Origin of the sequence: Nakamurella alba (assembly GCF_009707545.1) — a bacterium.
Classification (GTDB): Bacteria; Actinomycetota; Actinomycetes; order Mycobacteriales; family Nakamurellaceae; genus Nakamurella; species Nakamurella alba.
Genome location: NZ_WLYK01000006.1, coordinates 416,835 through 432,928 on the forward strand (window position 1 = coordinate 416,835; position 16,094 = coordinate 432,928).

The 16,094-nt window shown below is 71.9% G+C and carries 17 protein-coding genes; 10 read left to right on the forward strand and 7 right to left on the reverse strand.

Going from position 1 to position 16,094, the window contains the following annotated elements; translation table 11 throughout:
- The first annotated feature begins 2 nt into the window (after window positions 1–2).
- Together GIS00_RS17075 and GIS00_RS17080 are read left to right on the forward strand one after the other, a co-directional pair.
- A complete protein-coding gene (locus tag GIS00_RS17075; RefSeq protein WP_154769615.1) occupies window positions 3–551 on the forward strand; it encodes a hypothetical protein in 549 nt (182 codons plus the stop codon).
- An 18-nt stretch (window positions 552–569) separates the two neighbouring features.
- Window positions 570–1,532: an NAD(P)/FAD-dependent oxidoreductase gene (locus GIS00_RS17080; RefSeq protein ID WP_322098063.1), complete on the forward strand. Its 963-nt coding sequence runs from the start codon at window positions 570–572 to the stop codon at window positions 1,530–1,532.
- A gap of 19 nt (window positions 1,533–1,551) precedes the next feature.
- On the opposite strand, the gene GIS00_RS17085 is transcribed toward GIS00_RS17080, so the two are convergent.
- From GIS00_RS17085 to GIS00_RS17095, 3 genes are all read right to left on the reverse strand, one after another.
- Window positions 1,552–2,181 carry a TetR/AcrR family transcriptional regulator gene (locus GIS00_RS17085; protein ID WP_154769616.1) on the reverse strand — a complete coding sequence of 210 codons (630 nt, stop codon included), beginning with the start codon at window positions 2,179–2,181 and terminating at the stop codon, window positions 1,552–1,554.
- Between the two features lie 175 nt (window positions 2,182–2,356).
- Window positions 2,357–2,929 (reverse strand): mismatch-specific DNA-glycosylase, encoded by a 573-nt coding sequence (locus tag GIS00_RS17090; RefSeq protein ID WP_322098064.1) that lies wholly within the window; start codon window positions 2,927–2,929, stop codon window positions 2,357–2,359.
- Window positions 2,930–3,149: 220 nt separating this feature from the next.
- Window positions 3,150–3,476, reverse strand: a complete 327-nt coding sequence (locus GIS00_RS17095; RefSeq protein ID WP_154769618.1) for a putative quinol monooxygenase — start codon at window positions 3,474–3,476, stop codon at window positions 3,150–3,152.
- 54 nt (window positions 3,477–3,530) lie between these two features.
- Here GIS00_RS17095 and GIS00_RS17100 point away from each other — a divergent pair, with 54 nt between their 5' ends.
- From GIS00_RS17100 to GIS00_RS17115, 4 genes are all read left to right on the forward strand, one after another.
- Window positions 3,531–4,307, forward strand: coding sequence for an IclR family transcriptional regulator (locus GIS00_RS17100; protein ID WP_196073327.1), 777 nt, complete (start codon window positions 3,531–3,533; stop codon window positions 4,305–4,307).
- Between the two features lie 114 nt (window positions 4,308–4,421).
- Window positions 4,422–4,937 (forward strand): hypothetical protein, encoded by a 516-nt coding sequence (locus tag GIS00_RS17105; protein WP_230313689.1) that lies wholly within the window; start codon window positions 4,422–4,424, stop codon window positions 4,935–4,937.
- Between the two features lies 1 nt (window position 4,938).
- Window positions 4,939–6,504 (forward strand): GMC family oxidoreductase, encoded by a 1,566-nt coding sequence (locus GIS00_RS17110; protein ID WP_154769620.1) that lies wholly within the window; start codon window positions 4,939–4,941, stop codon window positions 6,502–6,504.
- Window positions 6,505–6,711: 207 nt separating this feature from the next.
- On the forward strand, window positions 6,712–7,608 hold the full coding sequence (locus GIS00_RS17115) for a hypothetical protein (RefSeq protein ID WP_154769621.1): 897 nt from the start codon (window positions 6,712–6,714) through the stop codon (window positions 7,606–7,608).
- A gap of 48 nt (window positions 7,609–7,656) precedes the next feature.
- On the opposite strand, the gene msrA is transcribed toward GIS00_RS17115, so the two are convergent.
- The gene (msrA, locus tag GIS00_RS17120) at window positions 7,657–8,337 is read right to left on the reverse strand and encodes a peptide-methionine (S)-S-oxide reductase MsrA (RefSeq protein WP_154769622.1); all 681 of its coding nucleotides are present in this window, start codon (window positions 8,335–8,337) and stop codon (window positions 7,657–7,659) included.
- Window positions 8,338–8,630: 293 nt separating this feature from the next.
- On the opposite strand from msrA, the gene GIS00_RS17125 reads away from it, so the two are divergent.
- Window positions 8,631–9,950, forward strand: a complete 1,320-nt coding sequence (locus GIS00_RS17125) for an SAM-dependent methyltransferase (RefSeq protein WP_154769623.1) — start codon at window positions 8,631–8,633, stop codon at window positions 9,948–9,950.
- On the opposite strand, the gene GIS00_RS17130 is transcribed toward GIS00_RS17125, so the two are convergent.
- The gene (locus GIS00_RS17130) at window positions 9,888–11,270 is read right to left on the reverse strand and encodes a UDP-glucose dehydrogenase family protein (protein WP_154769624.1); all 1,383 of its coding nucleotides are present in this window, start codon (window positions 11,268–11,270) and stop codon (window positions 9,888–9,890) included. The two genes, GIS00_RS17125 and GIS00_RS17130, sit on opposite strands and share 63 nt — an antisense overlap.
- Window positions 11,271–11,325: 55 nt before the next feature.
- Between GIS00_RS17130 and GIS00_RS17135 the strand changes: the two genes are divergently transcribed.
- Genes GIS00_RS17135 through GIS00_RS17145 form a run of 3 tightly spaced genes read left to right on the forward strand, consistent with a single transcriptional unit; the run spans window position 11,326 to window position 13,932 of the window.
- On the forward strand, window positions 11,326–12,297 hold the full coding sequence (locus tag GIS00_RS17135) for an aldo/keto reductase (RefSeq protein WP_154769625.1): 972 nt from the start codon (window positions 11,326–11,328) through the stop codon (window positions 12,295–12,297).
- 11 nt (window positions 12,298–12,308) lie between these two features.
- Window positions 12,309–13,127 (forward strand): helix-turn-helix domain-containing protein, encoded by an 819-nt coding sequence (locus GIS00_RS17140; RefSeq protein ID WP_154769626.1) that lies wholly within the window; start codon window positions 12,309–12,311, stop codon window positions 13,125–13,127.
- Complete coding sequence (locus GIS00_RS17145) at window positions 13,114–13,932, forward strand: AlkZ-related protein (protein WP_154769627.1); 819 nt, start codon at window positions 13,114–13,116, stop codon at window positions 13,930–13,932. Before GIS00_RS17140 ends, GIS00_RS17145 begins: the two co-directional genes overlap by 14 nt.
- On the opposite strand, the gene GIS00_RS17150 is transcribed toward GIS00_RS17145, so the two are convergent.
- Both GIS00_RS17150 and GIS00_RS17155 read right to left on the reverse strand, forming a co-directional pair.
- Entirely contained in the window at window positions 13,880–14,908 is a 1,029-nt protein-coding gene (locus GIS00_RS17150) for a methyltransferase (RefSeq protein WP_230313690.1), read from the reverse strand. The two genes, GIS00_RS17145 and GIS00_RS17150, sit on opposite strands and share 53 nt — an antisense overlap.
- Window positions 14,905–16,077: a hypothetical protein gene (locus GIS00_RS17155; protein WP_154769628.1), complete on the reverse strand. Its 1,173-nt coding sequence runs from the start codon at window positions 16,075–16,077 to the stop codon at window positions 14,905–14,907. The genes GIS00_RS17150 and GIS00_RS17155 overlap by 4 nt, the downstream gene beginning before the upstream one ends.
- Window positions 16,078–16,094: the final 17 nt, after the last annotated feature.

The window sequence follows — 16,094 nt, forward strand, 5'->3', positions numbered from 1 at the left end:
GGATGACAGCCATCCCGGAGCCCGCGGGCCCGTCCGCCACCGGAACTCCCACCGCGATGCAGCGGATCGCCGCGGGGATCGGGCTCGGCCAGCGCGGACAGACCACCGAGGCGCGCCTGCTGCTGTCCGCCCTGTGGGCCGAGATCGGCCCGGAAGGCCCGCCTCTGCAACGACTCTCCGTCGCGCACGCGCTCGCCGACGTGCAGGAGGAGGTCACCGCCGAACTCGAATGGGACCTGGTGGCCCTGCAGGTCGCGTCCCGGGTCACCGACGCCGAGGTGGCGGCCGCCGGGATGCCCGGGAACGCGGCGGCGCTGTACCCGTCGCTGCATCTCAATGCGGGAGAGGCCCACCGACGCTGCGGCGACGACCGGGGGGCGCGGCGGCATCTCGACCTCGGTCGCACCGCCCTGCACGAGTTGCCCGTGGACGTGCGCACGGACGCCGCCGGCTATCTCGACATGATCGAGGACGGACTCCGTCGCCTCGAGCAGCGTCTTGCCGATCCTGCAAGCTCCCTTGCGGATAGTGGGATCCCCCCGCACCCTTGATCGCAGGAGGTGGTCAGGGTGACCGGGTACGACGTGGTGGTGATCGGCGGCGGGTCCGCCGGACTGAGCGGGGCGGTGGCATTGGCGCGCTCACGCCGGTCGGTGCTGGTGGTGGACAGCGGGGATCCGCGGAACCGACCGGCCGCCGGGGTCCACGGCTACCTGGGCCGGGAGGATGCCTCACCGACGGACCTGCTGGCCTCCGGACGCGCCGAGTTGGAGTCCTACGGCGGCGTGGTCCGGTCCGGGACGGTGACCTCGGCGCACCGGGCGGACGACGCCGGTTTCGTCGTGGAGATCGACGGGTCGGCACCGGTGCGGGCGCGCCGGATCCTGCTCACCACCGGCCTGGTCGACGAGCTGCCGGAGGTGCCGGGACTGCGCGAGCACTGGGGCAGCGACGTCGTGCACTGCCCGTACTGCCACGGGTGGGAGGTGCGGGACCTGCCGATCGGGGTGCTGGCGACCGGCCCGATGGCCGTGCACCAGGCACTGATGTTCCGCCAGCTCAGCGCCGACGTCGTGCTGCTCACCCACGAGCAGCCGCTGCCGCCGGCCGAGGAACTGGCGAAGCTGGCCGCGATGAACGTGCCGGTGATCGAGGGCCGGGTGGCCGCGCTGCTCGACGGGCCGGACGGCGCGCTCGCCGGGGTACGGATGGCCGACGGCCGGGAGCTCTCCCGCCGGGTGGTCGCGGTCGCGTCGCGGATGGTCGCCCGCAGCGCGGTTGCCGACGGGCTGGGACTGGTGGCCGAGCCGCACCCGATGGGCGGCTGGATCGGGATGCAGATCCCGGTGGACCCGATGGGGCGCACGTCGGTACCCGGGGTGTTCGCCGCCGGCAACGTCACCGACCTGCAGGCCCAGGTGGTGGTCGCCGCAGGTCAGGGACTCAAGGCCGGCGCGATGATCAACGCGGACCTGATCGAGGAGGACGTGGCCGCGGCGGCGCAGCGGGTAGCGGAGCGGACCGCCGTCTGATCCCGGTCGCAGCGGGAGTTCAAGCGGTGGTGGTCTCGAGCAGGGCGCAGGCGCGGTCCTCGAGATCACCGACGGCGCCCTCGTCTCCACTGACGAACCGCAGCAGCGACTGGTGGAACAGACCGTCGAACATCGCGTAGGCGACCGGCCGCTCGACGTGCACCGACACCCCGTCGAGTTCGGCGTGCCGGCTGACCACCCGCCAGATCATCGCCTCGATGCCGGCGTCCAGCTCGAGCACGTCGTCGCGGAAGGCCCCCTCGAAGAGACTCTGGTTGCGGATGTCGTACCAGAGCCGGTGCTCCGGAGCCTCCGTCCGCAGGGTCCGGGCCATCGCGGCGGCGAACTCGACGCGGAGCTCGTCGGCGGAGGTCGCGTTGTCCACGATGTCGTCGTACCGGTGCACGCAGTCCTGCTTGAACATCCGGACGGCCGCGGTGATGAGGTCGATCTTGTCGGTGAAGTAGTAGTGCAAGACCCCGTGCGAGAACTCGGAGTGGTCGGCGATGTCCCGGAGCGAGGTGCGGGCGTAGCCGAGCTCGGCGAGGGTCTGCAGAGCAGAGGACGCGAGCTGGTCGCGGCGGTGGGCGAAGCGGCGGCGCTGCACGCGCGACACCCGCTCGCGACTCCCGGCGATCACCTGGGTCATCAGGACCACACCCTCGCTCGCTGACCGTGGCCGGATCGCCACGATCAGCGTCGATCGTACCGGTGGTGCACTGCTGCGAGCCAGGTCCGGAGTACCGGAACGCCTTCGGGTGACGACATCATCACAGCAGGTCACAGGCTGTTTGTCCGGTTGGCGACCCGATGCCCGGTTCGGGCTACCCGATGGTCGTGAGCCCGGCCGCGGCCCCGGCCGCGCGGTACGCCTCCGCCAACGACCTGACCGTGTCGTGGGCGTTGAGACCGCTCGGGTTCGGCACCACCCACAGCCGCGCGCCGGCCAGGTCCTCCGGCTGCTCACCGGTCCGGGCCTTCGGCCGGCCGAACGCCGTCCGGTAGGCCGTGATGCCGGCGACCGCGACCACCGCCGGACGCCACCGGGCGACGAACTCCTCCAGACGTACCCGGCCGGCCCGCAGTTCGTCGCGGGTCAGTTCGTCGGCGCGCGCGGTGGCCCGCGGCGCCAGGTTGGTGATGCCGATGCCACGAGCGAGCACTTCCGCCCGCTGCGGATCGGTCATCCCGGCGGCCGGGTCGATCGGGTGCTCCAGCAGGCCGGCGGCCAGCAGCGCCGGGTAGAAGCGGTTGCCGGGGTGCGCGAAGTGGGTCCGGGTGGCCGCGGTCCACAGGCCGGGGTTGATGCCGACGAACAGCAGGCGCACGCCCGGCCCGATCAGGTCCGGGACCTCCGCCCCGCGGTACGACTCCAGCTCGGCCCGGGTGAATCCCACCGCTGGATTCAAGCAGAGCAGGATCCAAGCCGAGCAGGATCCAAGCCGAGCAGGATTCAAGCAGAGCAGGATCCAAGCCGAGCACGATCCACCGGTCCCGTCCGGACGAACGGGACCGGCCGGATCGTGCCCTTCTGTTCAGACGGCCGAGTTCAGCCGGCCGAGTTCAGCCGGCCGGCTCGGGCGACCAGGTCCGGGCGACCAGGTCCGGGCGTCCGGTTCAGGCGACGGTGATCTCGCCCATCTCGCCCCACTCGGAGCCCTCGACCTTGCGGGAGACGATGAGCGGGGTCGACACCAGGGCCGGCGGGATCGTCTGCTGGGTCGCGACCTTGAAGTGCTCGCTGTTCACGTGCGCACCGGCGGCGTCGTCGTCGGCGAAGGCCTCGACGAGCACGAAGGTGTCCGGGTCCTCGATGCTGCGCGACCACTCGAACCAGAGGTTGCCCGGCTCGGCGCGGGTGGCCTCGGTGAACGGGGTGACCAGCTCGACGAAACCGTCCACCTGCTCCGGCTTGACCTTGAACTTGACGACGATGAAGTACATCCGGGGACCTTTCGGGCTGTGCCGACCCGGCCGCTGCGGGTCACTATGGGAGGCGTGAGCGACGGTACCCGGAGCGGCCCGGTGGCGCGCGCGTTGCGCATCCTCGAGGTGGTCGCCGAACGCGGTGGTGCCACCGCACGCGAGATCGCCGATGCGACAGGGCTTCCGCTGCCCACGGTGTACCGGCTGGCCGCCGAGCTGGCCGACGCGGACTACCTCGTGCACATCCGCAGCGAGAGCCGCTACGAGCTCGGCCACCAGGTGCACGCCCTCGGGTTGTCGCTGCACCGCCGGCTGGGTCTGTCCCGCGGGGTGACCAGGGAGATCTCGCTGCTGCACGAGTCCACCGGCTTCGCCGCCTATCTCGCGATCCTGCGCGGGTCGACGCTGGTCATCGTGCACGTGGTCGACTCCCCCGACTGCCCGCGACTGCACCCGATGCGGTTCGGCTTCCACGAGGCCCCGCACGCCACCGCCTTCGGGAAGATCCAGCTCGCCGAGATGGAGGTGGCCGCGCGCCGCGAGTTCGTGGACCGGCAGGACCTGCGCGCCTTCACCGCGAACACGCTGACCGAGCACGCCCCGCTGGCCCGCGAACTGGCCGTCGTCGGCCGCGACGGCATCGCCTGGGAGCACGAGGAGTTCCTCGCCGGGTGGGCCTGCGCGGCGGTACCCGTTCGGGCGGCGGACATCTCGCTGGTCGGCGCGATCGCGGTGTCGGCCCAGGCGCACCGTTTCCCGAGTGCTGCACCGGCGACGGACCGGCTGGTGGCCCGGCTGCGGCAGGTGGCCTCCCGGGTCGGCGCACAACTGCGCGGGACGCTGAACTAGAAACCGGCCCGCGTTCTCACTCGATGAGAAAGCACCCTGGCCGGACTCCCGACCTCCCCCTACCGTGTGATCCAGGCCTCACACACCGATGTGCGGGGCAGGAGGAGGAAGTCGATGTCCGCACCTCAGGAGCCCGTCGAACTGCAACGGGACACGGCCGACACGGACGGTTCCGACGGGGCGCTCCCGCCGGACCGCATCACCCAGCTGGTCCGGCTGCTGCGGGTGGCCTACCCGCACCCGACCTTCCCGGACGCCCCCTACGAACGGACGGCGAAGGCCGTCCAGGACGCCGATGCCGAGAACCTGCTCACCGCAGGGCTCGCCGACCTGGACGAGGCGGCCGGCGGCGACTTCGGTGCGCTGTCCGACGCCGAGGCGACCGCCGCCCTGGAGCGGATCCAGGACAGCGCCTTCTTCAAGCTGGTGCACTCCACCACCGTCGTCGCGCTCTACGACGACCACGAGGTGTGGGACCTGCTGGGCTACGAGGGCGCGTCCTACGACAAGGGCGGCTACCTGCACCGCGGCTTCGACGACCTGGACTGGCTGCCGGCGCCGCGCATCGCGGAGTACACCGCGGAACCGCGGGTGGAGATCGGCAGCGCTGCCAACGGAAAGGCGTTCTGAGATGGCGACCATCGCGCACGACGACCCGGCGGTCGTCATCATCGGATCCGGTGCCGGCGGCGGCACCCTGGCCCACGAGCTGACCACCCGCGGGGTGAAGTGCGTCGTGCTGGAGGCCGGCCCGCACCTGACCGGGGACGACTACGAGAACGACGAGTGGCGGGCCTTCGGCCAGATGGCCTGGCTGGACATGCGCACCACCAGCGGCTCCTGGCGGGTGGCGAAGGACTTCCCGAACCTGCCGGCCTGGATCGTCAAGGCCGTCGGGGGCTCGACGACCCACTGGTCCGGCGCCACCCCGCGGTTCATGCGGCACGAGTTCGCCGCCCGCACCACCTACGGCGGCCTGGACGGGGCCTCGCTGCTGGACTGGCCGATCACCCTCGACGAGATGGCCCCCTGGTACGACAAGGCCGAGATCGCGATGGGCTCGACCCACCGGCACGGCCGTCCCCCGCTGCCGGCGAACAACAACTACATGGTGTTCGCCAACGGGGCCGAGAAGGCCGGCTACCGCTACTACGCGACCGGCCCGTACGCGACGAACGCCGAGCCCTACGACGGGCGCCCGGCCTCGGTGCAGGACGGCTTCAACTTCCAGGGCGACAAGAGCGGCGCCAAGTGGTCGACGCTGGTGCGGGAGATCCCGCGGGCGCTGGCCACCGGGAACCTGGACCTGCGGCCGGAGTGCCAGGCGGTGCGGATCACCCACGACAGCGCCGGGAAGGTCGACGCCGTCGAGTACCTCGACGCCGCAGGCGGTCTGCACAAGCAGGCGGCGCGGGTGGTCTGTGTGGCCGGCAACTCGATCGAGTCGCCGCGGTTGCTGCTGATGAGCGCCAGCTCGCTGCACCCGGACGGGCTGGCCAACTCGTCCGGCCAGGTCGGGCGGAACTACATGCGGCACATGACCGGCTCGGCGTACGCGCAGTTCGAGAAGCCGGTCCGGATGTACCGCGGCGAGACCATGGCCGGGATCGTCGCCGACGAGGCGCGGCACGACACCGACCGCGGCTTCGCCGGCGGCTACTACATGGAGACGCTGTCGCTCGGCCCGGCCTTCCTGGCCAGCTTCGTCGAGCCCGGCGAGTGGGGTCGCAGCTTCACCGAGAAGATGGAGGCCTACCAGCGCACCGCCGGCATGTGGCTGGTCGGCGAGGACATGCCGCAGCAGTCGAACCGGATCACCCTCAACACCGAGGTGACGGACCAGCACGGCCTGCCGGTCCCGGACGTCCATTTCGACGACCATCCCAACGACGTGGCGATGCGCACCCACGCCTACGCCGCGGCCGATGCGATCTACGAGTCGGTCGGGGCGCTGAAGGTGCACCACACGCCGCCGTATCCGTCGACGCACAATCTCGGCACCTGCCGGATGAGTGCCGATCCGGCGGACGGCGTGGTCGACCGCTGGGGCAGGGCGCACGACGTGCCGAACCTGTTCGTCAGCGACGGATCGGTAATGACCACGGGCGCCGCCGCCAACCCGACGCTCACCATCGTCGCCCTGGCCATGCGTCAGGCCGATCATTTGCTGGACGAGATGAGCGCCGGAAGGCTCTGACTCGTCCGGCTTCTCCGCCGGGAGCCGCCTTCGCGATCACTCCCGGTGACCGGAGCACCGGACGTGGGCACGGACGACTGAACCGTGCCCACGTCCGGGTTGTTCGGCCCTCCCGGCAATGGTGCTGCCCGCCCCGACCGGCCTACCGTTCACTCCGTGCGACCACTCGGTCGCGTCGGGTGAGACTGAACAGTGGGGAACGCGGAGATGACGCAGGCCGAAGCAGCACCGTCCGGGCAGGTTCCCGTACCAGGGCCGACCCCACCGACACCGCCCACGTCCGTCGCACCCACCGGTGGCCGCCGGATCCTGAAGCTGTTGGTGGACAACCCGATCGCCGGTTTCGTGCCGTGGATCGTGCACTCGATGCTGAGCGGCGAGAACCGGGTCATGCTCGCCGCCTGGATCGCCCTCGGCCTGTCGGTGCTGCTGTTCGTCAGCGCCCGGGTCATGGGCACCCGGACGAAGATCCTCGAGGTCGTCGACCTGGTCAGCTTCGGCGGCTTCGTGGCCTTCGCACTGCTCGCCTCGGCGCCGGCGCTGACCTGGATGGAGACCTGGTTCGGCGAGCTCTCCAACGCCCTGCTGGTGCTGGTGGTCGTCGTCTCGATGCTGCTGCGGGTGCCGTTCACCGTGCAGTACGCCCGCGAGCAGGTCGACGAGTCCCTGTGGCACGCACCGGCTTTCATGCGGATCAACTACGTGATCACCGGCGTCTGGGGACTGGCGTTCCTGGTCTCCGCCGTCTCCGGGTACATCGGCGACGCCGTCCTGCACAACTCGAACAACCTGTGGACCGGGTGGGTCATCCAGATCTTCGCCTCGCTCACCGCCGCGCACTTCACCATCTGGTACCCGAAGTACGCCCGGGCCATCGGCCGCGCGAAGCTGGGGATCCCCACCGACCCGCCGCCGCCGCCGGCGATGCTGCTGCTGGACCTGGCGACCTATCTGCTGGTCATCGGCATCATCATGCTGGTCTTCACGGCCGACCCGGTGTGGATCGGCGTCGCCCTGGTGGTCGTCGGTGCGGCCGCGATGTCGCAGCAGCGCAAGGTCGAGAAGGCCTGGAAGGCACAGTGCACCGGGATCGACGCGGACTGACCGCCTGATCCACCGGTCGCCCGATCACGGCACCGGCGTCACCCGGTCTCAGGACGCGGTGACGCCGGTGCCGCGGGTGCCGGTGATGGAGCAGGCGACACCGGTGCCGTGCATGTCGCAGTAGCCGCCGGGGTTCTTCTCCAGGTACTGCTGGTGGTAGTCCTCGGCGTAGAAGAACTCGGCGGTGGAGCCGAGAGGCCGGATCTCCGTGGTGATCTCGCCCTTGCCCGCGGACAGCAGCGCACCCTGGTAGACCTCCATCGAGGCGACCGCGGCGTCGAACTGTGCCTGCGTGGTGGTGTAGATCGCCGACCGGTACTGGGTGCCGACGTCGTTCCACTGCCGCATCCCCTGGGTCGGGTCGTGGTTCTCCCAGAACGCCGCCAGCAGCTGGTCGTAGGTGATCACCGCCGGGTCGTGCACCACCAGCACCACCTCGGTGTGCCCGGTGCCGCCGCTGCACACCTCCTGGTACGTCGGGTTCGGCGTGCTGCCGCCCGCGTAGCCGGCGGCGGTCGTCCACACCCCGGGCATCCGCCAGAACAGTCGCTCGATGCCCCAGAAGCACCCCATGCCGAACACCGCCACCTCCGAGCCCTCCGGGAACGGCGGCGTCATCGGGTGGTGCAGCACGATGTTCTCCGGTGCCACCGCCATCGGATCCTCCCGGCCGGGCAGCGCCTGCTGCGGTGCGGGGATCGTGGGCGTCGAACGGCCGAAGAGACTCATGCCTCCACCATAGGAGCGATCCGCTCCCCCTCGTCCGTCGTTCCCCGGGCTCGTCCGGGACACACATGGGCTTCACACGGCGGGAGCAGCAGGGACCGGGAGCCGGGGCGTTCCAACCGGCACGCCGGAACCACCGCCCGCCGACGCTTTCCCGTGGGCACAAGCGGGAAGTGGGTCGGGCGGGGCCACAGAGCGCACATGGACCTCACACGGACGGGCACCCACCCCTGCTGTGCAGGGTGCCGAACCACCGCCGCAGAATGTATGCCGCACGCCGTACACAGGAGCAGAAGATGGCCATCCTTTCCCCGTCCCGACCGCGGGTGATCCCGCGTCCGTCCGCCGGTGTCTGGCCCGGACTCTTCGACCGGCGCCGCGCCCCGATCCACGCCGGCATCGCCCGCGCGCTGTTCCGCACCGCGGTGCGGAAGCTGCCGATCACCGTGTCGCTGCCGGACGGCACCCGCTGGGGATCCGGCGGGCCGGAGCTGCAGATCCGGGACGACGCGTTCTTCTCGCGGCTGGGCCGGGACGGGCTCATCGGCTTCGGCGAGGCCTACATGACCGGTGAGCTGACCACCGGCGGCTGGCTGCCCGGCCACGACCTGCTCGACGTCGAGCGGATCAACGCCGCGACCGACGAACTGGCGGCCGCGCTGACCGTGATGGCCAAGCGGATGAGCATCCTGATCCCGCAGCCGGTGCAGAAGCTGCGCAAGCTCTGGCAGGCCCGCCCGCCGAAGGACGAGGAGAACACCCCGGACGGGGCGAAGGAGAACATCCACCGCCACTACGACCTGTCCAACGAGTTGTTCGAGCTGTTCCTGGACCCGACGATGACCTACTCGTCGGCCTGGTACGTGCCCGGTGACGACCACGCCCGCGACCTGGAGAAGGCCCAGCTGCGCAAGATCGACGGCGTGCTGGACCTGGCCAAGGTGGCGCCGGGCATGCGGATCCTGGAGATCGGGTCCGGCTGGGGGGCGTTGGCCATGCGGGCGGTCGCGGAGCGCGACGTGCACGTCACCACGCTGACCCTGTCGGAGGAGCAGAAGGCGCTGGCCGAGCAGCGGATCGCCGCGGCCGGCATGTCCGACCGGATCGAGGTCCGGCTGGAGGACTACCGGGTGCACGCGGCCTCCCGGCCGCAGGCCTACGACGCGGTGGTCAGCGTGGAGATGATCGAGGCGGTCGGCGAGCAGTACTGGCCGGACTACTTCGGCGCCATCGACCGGATGCTCACCCCGCGGGGCTGGCTCGGGCTGCAGGCCATCACCATCGACCACGAGCGACTGCTGGCCACCCGGAACAGCTACACCTGGGTGCACAAGTACGTGTTCCCGGGCGGCATCCTGCCCTCGCTGCCGGCGATCGACCACGTCCTGGAGCAGCACACCGACCTGCGGATGCTGGAGACCCGGCGCCTGGGCCGGTCCTACGACCCGACGCTGGAGCAGTGGCGGCACCGGTTCAACGCGAATCTGCCACTGGTCCGCACCGAGGGATTCGACGAGACCTTCATCCGGATGTGGAACTTCTACCTGGCCTACTCAGAGGCCGGTTTCGCCTCCGGCTACCTCGACGACTGGCAGCTGGGCATCGGTCGCGGCTGATCCGGCCGGGTCACCTGGCCGGACGGTGGGCCGGCCGACGCCGACCACGGTCCAGCCGGCCCCGACGGCCGCAGCGGTGTCCAGCAGGTTCCGGGCATCGACGATGACGTCGCCGGCGGACACCGCGCGGGCCACCTCCAGGTCGACCTCGGCGAACTGCGGCCACTCGGTGAGCACCACCAGCACCTCGGCACCCTCGGCCGCCTCGATCGGGTCCGCGACCACCCGCACCGTCGGCTGGCCGGGCTTGATCGGCAGGTCCCGGTGCACGGCCGGGTCGTGGCCGACCAGCTCGGCGCCGGACTCGGCCAGCCGGGCGGCGACCTCGAGGGCCGGCGAGTCGCGCAGGTCGTCGGTGCCGGCCTTGAAGGTCAGCCCCCAGAGCGCGATCCGCTTGCCGGCGACGCTGCCCCCGGCGGCCTGCCGCACCATCTCGGCGACCCGGTCCTGCGCCTGGTCGTTGGACAGCGTGGTGGCGTCCAGCAGCGGGAACGGCACGCCGTGGTCCAGCGCGATCGCGGCCAGCGCCTTGGTGTCCTTCGGGAAGCAGGAGCCGCCCCAGCCCGGACCGGCCTTGAGGAACTTCGAACCGATCCGCTCGTCCATGCCCATGCCGTAGGTGATCTCGCCGACGTCCGCGCCGACCTCCTCGGCCAGCGCCGCGACCGAGTTGACGAAGGACAGCTTCATCGCCAGGAACGCGTTCGCCGCGTACTTGATCAGCTCGGCGGACTCGGCGGAGGTCACCACCTGCGGGCAGGACAGGCCGTCGTACAGCCCCGCCACGGCTTCCGCCGCGGCCCGCGAGTCCGACCCGACGACCACCCGGTCCGGGTTCATGAAGTTACGGACGGCGGTGCCCTCCTGCAGGAACTCCGGATTGGAGACCACCGCGACGTCCGGCCGCTGCACGGTCGCGGTGATCTGCTGGGCGGTGCCCACCGGCACGGTCGACTTGGTGATCAGCACCGCGTCCCGCTCCAGGAACGGCCCGATCTCGGCCACCACCGCGTGCACGATCCGCAGGTCGGCCCGGCCGTCGCCGCCGTCCGGCGTGGGCAGGCAGAGGAACACGAAGTCGGCGCCGCTGATCGCGGCGACGGCGCCGTGCACGAACCGCAACCGGCCGCTCGCCAGTCCCTCGGCGACCAGTTCCGGCAGGCCGTCCTCGAGGATCGGCACCTCGCCGCGGGAGAGCAGCTCGACCTTGGCCGCGTCCACGTCACCGCAGACCACCTCGTGGCCGAGGCGGGCCAGGCACGCTCCCGTCGTCAGTCCCACGTACCCACTGCCGATCACCGCGACCCGGCCCTGTCCCATACGTTCTCCTGCTCCGCCCGTCGGCCCCCGGAAGTCAGGATCGTACGCTGCGGGTATGGACCACAGAACTCTCCGCAGGCTCGGCTCCTCGGGCCTGGCCGTGTCCACCGCCGGGCTCGGCTGCAACAACTTCGGCCGGGCGAACACCGTCACCGCCGACCTCGCGGGCACCCGCGCCGTGGTGGACGCGGCCATCGACGCCGGCATCAACCTGTTCGACGTCGCGGACATCTACGGGGCCGAGCCGGGGCTGTCCGAGCGGCTGCTCGGCCAGGCGCTCGGGAAGCGCCGGGACGAGATCGTGCTGGCCACCAAGTTCGGCATGGACATGAAGGGCGCGAACGGCCCCGACGACCTGGCCCGCGGCAGCCGCCGCTACGTCCGGATCGCGGTGGAGGCCTCGCTGCGCCGGCTGGGCACCGACCACATCGACCTCTACCAGCTGCACCAGCCGGACCCGCTGACCCCGATCGAGGAGACGCTGGCCGCCCTGGACGAACTGGTGCTCGCCGGCAAGGTCTGCTACATCGGCCACTCCAACTTGTCCGGCTGGCAGCTCACCGAGGCGCACTGGGTGGCCCGGACGTCCGGCCGCACCCCGTTCCTGTCCGCGCAGAACGAGTACTCGCTGCTGAACCGGGATCTCGAGCGCGAGGTGCTGCCGGCCGCGGCGCACGTGGGTATCGGCATCCTGCCGTTCTTCCCGCTGGCCAACGGCCTGCTCACCGGCAAGTACACCCGCCACGACGCCCCGGACGGCTCGCGGCTGAAGGTGAACAAACCGCAGCTGCTGGAGTCCGCACCGTGGGACGTGCTGGAGGGGCTGCAGGCCTTCGCCGACGAGCGCGGGATCACCATGCTGGACGTCGCCTTCGGCTGGCTGCTGGCCCGGCCCGGCGTCTCCTCGGTGATCGCCGGGGCCACCACTCCGGAGCAGATCCGCGGCAACGTGGCCGCCGCCACCGGATGGCAGCCCACCGCAGCGGATCTCGACGAGATCGACCGGATCGCCCCCGCCCGCCGGTAGCGTTGTCGATCATGGACCGGCCGGCAGCACGGGACTCCCCGGAGCAGGACGGGATCCGCGCTGCGGTCCTCGGCCTGTCCCGCCGGACCCGGGCGGTCGCCACCGCCGACGAGTCGGACGTGGTCGATGCCCGGGTGGCGCTGGACACCGTGCTGCACGGCGGCCGCGGCACCGGCCGGGCGCCGGGCATCGAGGCGGTCACCGACCTGGCCGACCTGCGGCAGCGGCTGCTCCGGCTGGGTACCACCACCCGCCGCGAACTGGTCAGCGTGCACGCCGGTGCCGTCCCCGCCGAGCAGGTGCTGCGCGGCTCGATGGAGGCGGACACCGACCTGCTGCGGCGCGGGGTCGACCTGCGCATCGTCTTCCCGGTGGCCTTCCTGCAGGCCGGCCACCTCCGCGGGTACGTGGACGAGATGACCGCCGCCGGCGCCCGGATCAGCTTCGCCGACGCACTGCCGCACCGGTTGATCGTGGCCGACGGCGCCCGCGCGGTGGTGCCGATCGACAGCCGGGACCTGACCGCCGGGGCGATGCTGGTGGACGAGCCGCTGCTGGCCCGCGGCCTGCGGCACCTGTCCGTGTCGTTGTTCCGCCGCGGCCGCGAGGCCGCCGCGATCCCGGACGGCGAGGCGGACGGACTGCCGTCGGAGATGGACCTGCAGGTGATCCGGATGCTCAGCTCCGGGGTGACCGACGAGGTCGCGGCGCGCCGGCTGTCGGTCAGCGAGCGCACCTTCCGACGGCACGTCAGCGCCCTGCTCACCGGCCTGGGTGCCACCAGCCGGTTCCAGGCCGGTGTGAAGGCGGTGGAACGTGGCTGGATCTGACCGCAGGTCCGCGGGCGGGGAGAAGGTGGACACCGAGCAACTGCACGAACTGCGGCTGCAACGCTGGTGGCTGGACCGCGAGCCGCTGCGCACCCAGCCGCAGGCCGTCGCCTTCCTGGCCGACGTGCACTTCGCGCAGCTGTTCGGCACGGACGCCACCTTCCCGTGCCTGCGCGAGGTGTCCCGCGACGACGAGGTGGAGCGCGGGAAGTCCGGCTGGGGCGAGGATCTCGACCGGATGTGGGGCTGGAAGGACGACCTGCCGCTGACCGGCGACGGTTGGTACGGCCACCTGGTCGGCGGCCGGCTGTCCCTGGTGTCACCGCACCTGCTGGGCCTGCTCTACGACCACGCCGGGGACGAGGACGACGCGGACTCCGCGGTCGGCCTCAGCGAGACCTCCCGGCGGCTCGCCGATTTCCTCCGGCGGAACGGGCCGACGTCGACACCGGTGCTGCGGGAACAGGTCTGCCACTCGGCCGCCGATCTGGCCAAGGCCCGCAAGGAGCTCGGCCGGGCCCTGCTGATCACCCACTACGGCGTCGACGACAGCCGGGCAGGTTGGCCCAGCAGCGTGCTGGAGCTGACCGCGCGGGCCTTCCCCGGGCTCGGCGGCCGGCCCCGACCCGAGCGGGACAGGGCCGCGGCCGCGATCTTCCTGGACACCATGGTCGACTGCCGGCCGCGCGAGCTGGCCTCCGGGTTCTCCTGGCCGATCGACCGGGCCCGGGCGGCGCTGGACGCGCTGCGGGTCAGTCCGGCTCCGGCACGGCCTCGAGCAGCGCGGACCGCGCGCCGGCGGTGATCCGCTCCACCCGGAACCCGCTGCGGGACAGCAGCTCCCGCCACTGCCGCTCGGTCCGTTCGCGGCCGCCGAGCAGGACCAGCATGTGCAGGTCCAGCAGCCGGGCCGGGTGCGGCCGGGTGTCGTCCGGCACCACCTGCTCCAGCACCAGCAGACGGGCGGCCGGCGAGCCGGTGCGCAGCATCGCCTCGCGCACCCGGCGCAGGATGCGCACGGCGTCGACATCCGGCCAGTCGTGCAGGATCTGGGCCAGCACGTAGGTGTCGCCGCCGACCGGCACCCCGTCGAAGAAGCTGCCGCCCACCCGGGTGGTCCGCTCGCCGACCGGGGCCGCGGCGGTGACCTCGGGCAGGTCGAACCCGATGCCGGCCAGGTGCGGCTGCGCGGTGAGCAGCGTGTGCAGCAGCACCCCGTCCCCGGCCCCGACGTCGACCACGGTGCGGGTGGCCGACCAGTCGAGCGCCAGCAGCGGGAGCAGCCGCATCTCCACCAGCCCGGCCTGGGCGGCGTGGAACCGGGTCGCGTCGTCGGGATGCCCGGCCAGCCAGTCGAAGTACGGCTGGCCGTAGACCTGGTCGAAGGCGGCACCGCCGGTGCGCAGCGCGTGCCCGGCCCCGGACCAGCAGGTGTACGCCTCGTGGTCCATCAGCGCGCACAGGTGCTTGAGCGACCCCGGGGTGTCCGAGCACAGCAACCGGCCACGACCGGTCAGCTCGACCCGGTCCGGCGCGACACCGGTGAGCAGGCCCTCGCTCTCCAGCAGGCCGAGCATGCGGCGCAGCGCATCGGCGTCCACCCCGGCCGCCGTCGCCAGGTCCGGCACCGAGCGCGGGCCGTCGTGCAGCAGGTCCGGGATCCCGGCCTCGGTGATCGCCATGATGCTGCGGGACACGATGTAGCCCATGATCTGTCGGCGCAGCGCGGCGTACTCGCCGTCCAGGTGCTCGGTCAGTTCGTCGGCCAGCAGCGCGGTCATACCGGGCACCCCGCCCCCGCGGTGCGGCCGGTCTGCGGGAACAGTGGCTGCACCGCCTTCTGCTCCAGGTAGTCGGCACCCTCGGTGCCGCCGGTGCCGCGCACCCGGCCGATCACCTTCAGCGCGATCCCCCAGTGCGTGCGTTTCATCGACACCCAGGCCCGGCCGAGATCCTCAGCTGCGGAACATATCCCGGTGTTCGTATGGTCCCGCAGCGGTGCGGCCGGACCTGCGGCCAGCTGTTCCACCTCGGCGTAGGCCCGGGACTGGATGGCGCTCCGGCCGTCGGTGGCGCCGCGGATCACCGCGAACGCGTCCTTGGAGATGGTGGTGACCACCCGGTACAGGGCCTTGGTCGCGTCGAGCCGTGCCGTGGCGTCCTGCAAGGCCGCCATCGCGTCGCCGACCTCGCCCCGGCCGGCCGCGCCGCTCGCCGCCCGCAGCCGCCCCGCCACCTGGCGGTAGACACACTCGAAGGCCTGGATGGTGCGGACGAACATGATCTCGTCGTGCACCGTCGTGGTCGGCAGCAGACTCAGGTCGACGGCGAACCGTACGGAGGACGGGCAGGCCACCAGCACCTCGGCGGCGGCCCGCCGTCCGGTGGCGGCGAGGTCCGGCAGCGCACTGCCCGAGATCCCCTCCGGCAGCACCCGGGAGGCCGGGGCGAACCCGGCCGCGGCCTGCAGCGCGTGCACCACGGCGCGCACCCGGGCGCCACGGGCGGGGCTGTCGCCGGCGGTCTCCCAGTGCCGGATCTCGGTGCGGCACAGGTCCGCCAGCAGGGCCACCACCAGGGTGTCGGTGACGGCGCAGGTCCGCTCGGATCCGGCCGGCTCCACCCCCGGCAGGTCCTCGAACAACGCGGATCCGAGATAGGAGTCGTAGCCGCCGATCCCGGCGTCCAGGGTCATCGGCAGCCATTGGGCCAGCGGCCAGCCGGAGGCGGCCGCACCGGCCTCGGCCGACCGGCAGATGGTGACGTCGGCCTGGTTGCGGCCGACCGCGCGGTAGTGGTCGAGCACCTCGTCGTAGGGGAAGCCGGTGCCGGGCCGCCAACCGTGCACGGCCGTCCGGGCCCGCTCCCGGGAGCGCGGGCAGCCGCTCGCCCAGCGGTGGTGGTCGACGGCCGGCCCGGTGGGCTCGAGCCGTTCGAGGGGTTGCGCCATGGTGATCACCTCTCTCG

Excerpts from the sequence above, each read along its gene's own strand:
- GIS00_RS17110 (WP_154769620.1), top strand. The coding sequence starts at position 4,939 with ATGGCGACCATCGCGCACGACGACCCGGCGGTCGTCATCATCGGATCC.
- GIS00_RS17075 (WP_154769615.1), top strand. The coding sequence starts at position 3 with ATGACAGCCATCCCGGAGCCCGCGGGCCCGTCCGCCACCGGAACTCCC.
- GIS00_RS17115 (WP_154769621.1), top strand. The coding sequence starts at position 6,712 with ATGACGCAGGCCGAAGCAGCACCGTCCGGGCAGGTTCCCGTACCAGGG.
- GIS00_RS17135 (WP_154769625.1), top strand. The coding sequence starts at position 11,326 with ATGGACCACAGAACTCTCCGCAGGCTCGGCTCCTCGGGCCTGGCCGTG.
- GIS00_RS17095 (WP_154769618.1), bottom strand. The coding sequence starts at position 3,476 with ATGTACTTCATCGTCGTCAAGTTCAAGGTCAAGCCGGAGCAGGTGGAC.
- GIS00_RS17125 (WP_154769623.1), top strand. The coding sequence starts at position 8,631 with ATGGCCATCCTTTCCCCGTCCCGACCGCGGGTGATCCCGCGTCCGTCC.
- GIS00_RS17140 (WP_154769626.1), top strand. The coding sequence starts at position 12,309 with ATGGACCGGCCGGCAGCACGGGACTCCCCGGAGCAGGACGGGATCCGC.
- GIS00_RS17155 (WP_154769628.1), bottom strand. The coding sequence starts at position 16,077 with ATGGCGCAACCCCTCGAACGGCTCGAGCCCACCGGGCCGGCCGTCGAC.
- GIS00_RS17085 (WP_154769616.1), bottom strand. The coding sequence starts at position 2,181 with ATGACCCAGGTGATCGCCGGGAGTCGCGAGCGGGTGTCGCGCGTGCAG.
- GIS00_RS17130 (WP_154769624.1), bottom strand. The coding sequence starts at position 11,270 with ATGGGACAGGGCCGGGTCGCGGTGATCGGCAGTGGGTACGTGGGACTG.
- msrA (WP_154769622.1), bottom strand. The coding sequence starts at position 8,337 with ATGAGTCTCTTCGGCCGTTCGACGCCCACGATCCCCGCACCGCAGCAG.
- GIS00_RS17105 (WP_230313689.1), top strand. The coding sequence starts at position 4,422 with ATGTCCGCACCTCAGGAGCCCGTCGAACTGCAACGGGACACGGCCGAC.
- GIS00_RS17150 (WP_230313690.1), bottom strand. The coding sequence starts at position 14,908 with ATGACCGCGCTGCTGGCCGACGAACTGACCGAGCACCTGGACGGCGAG.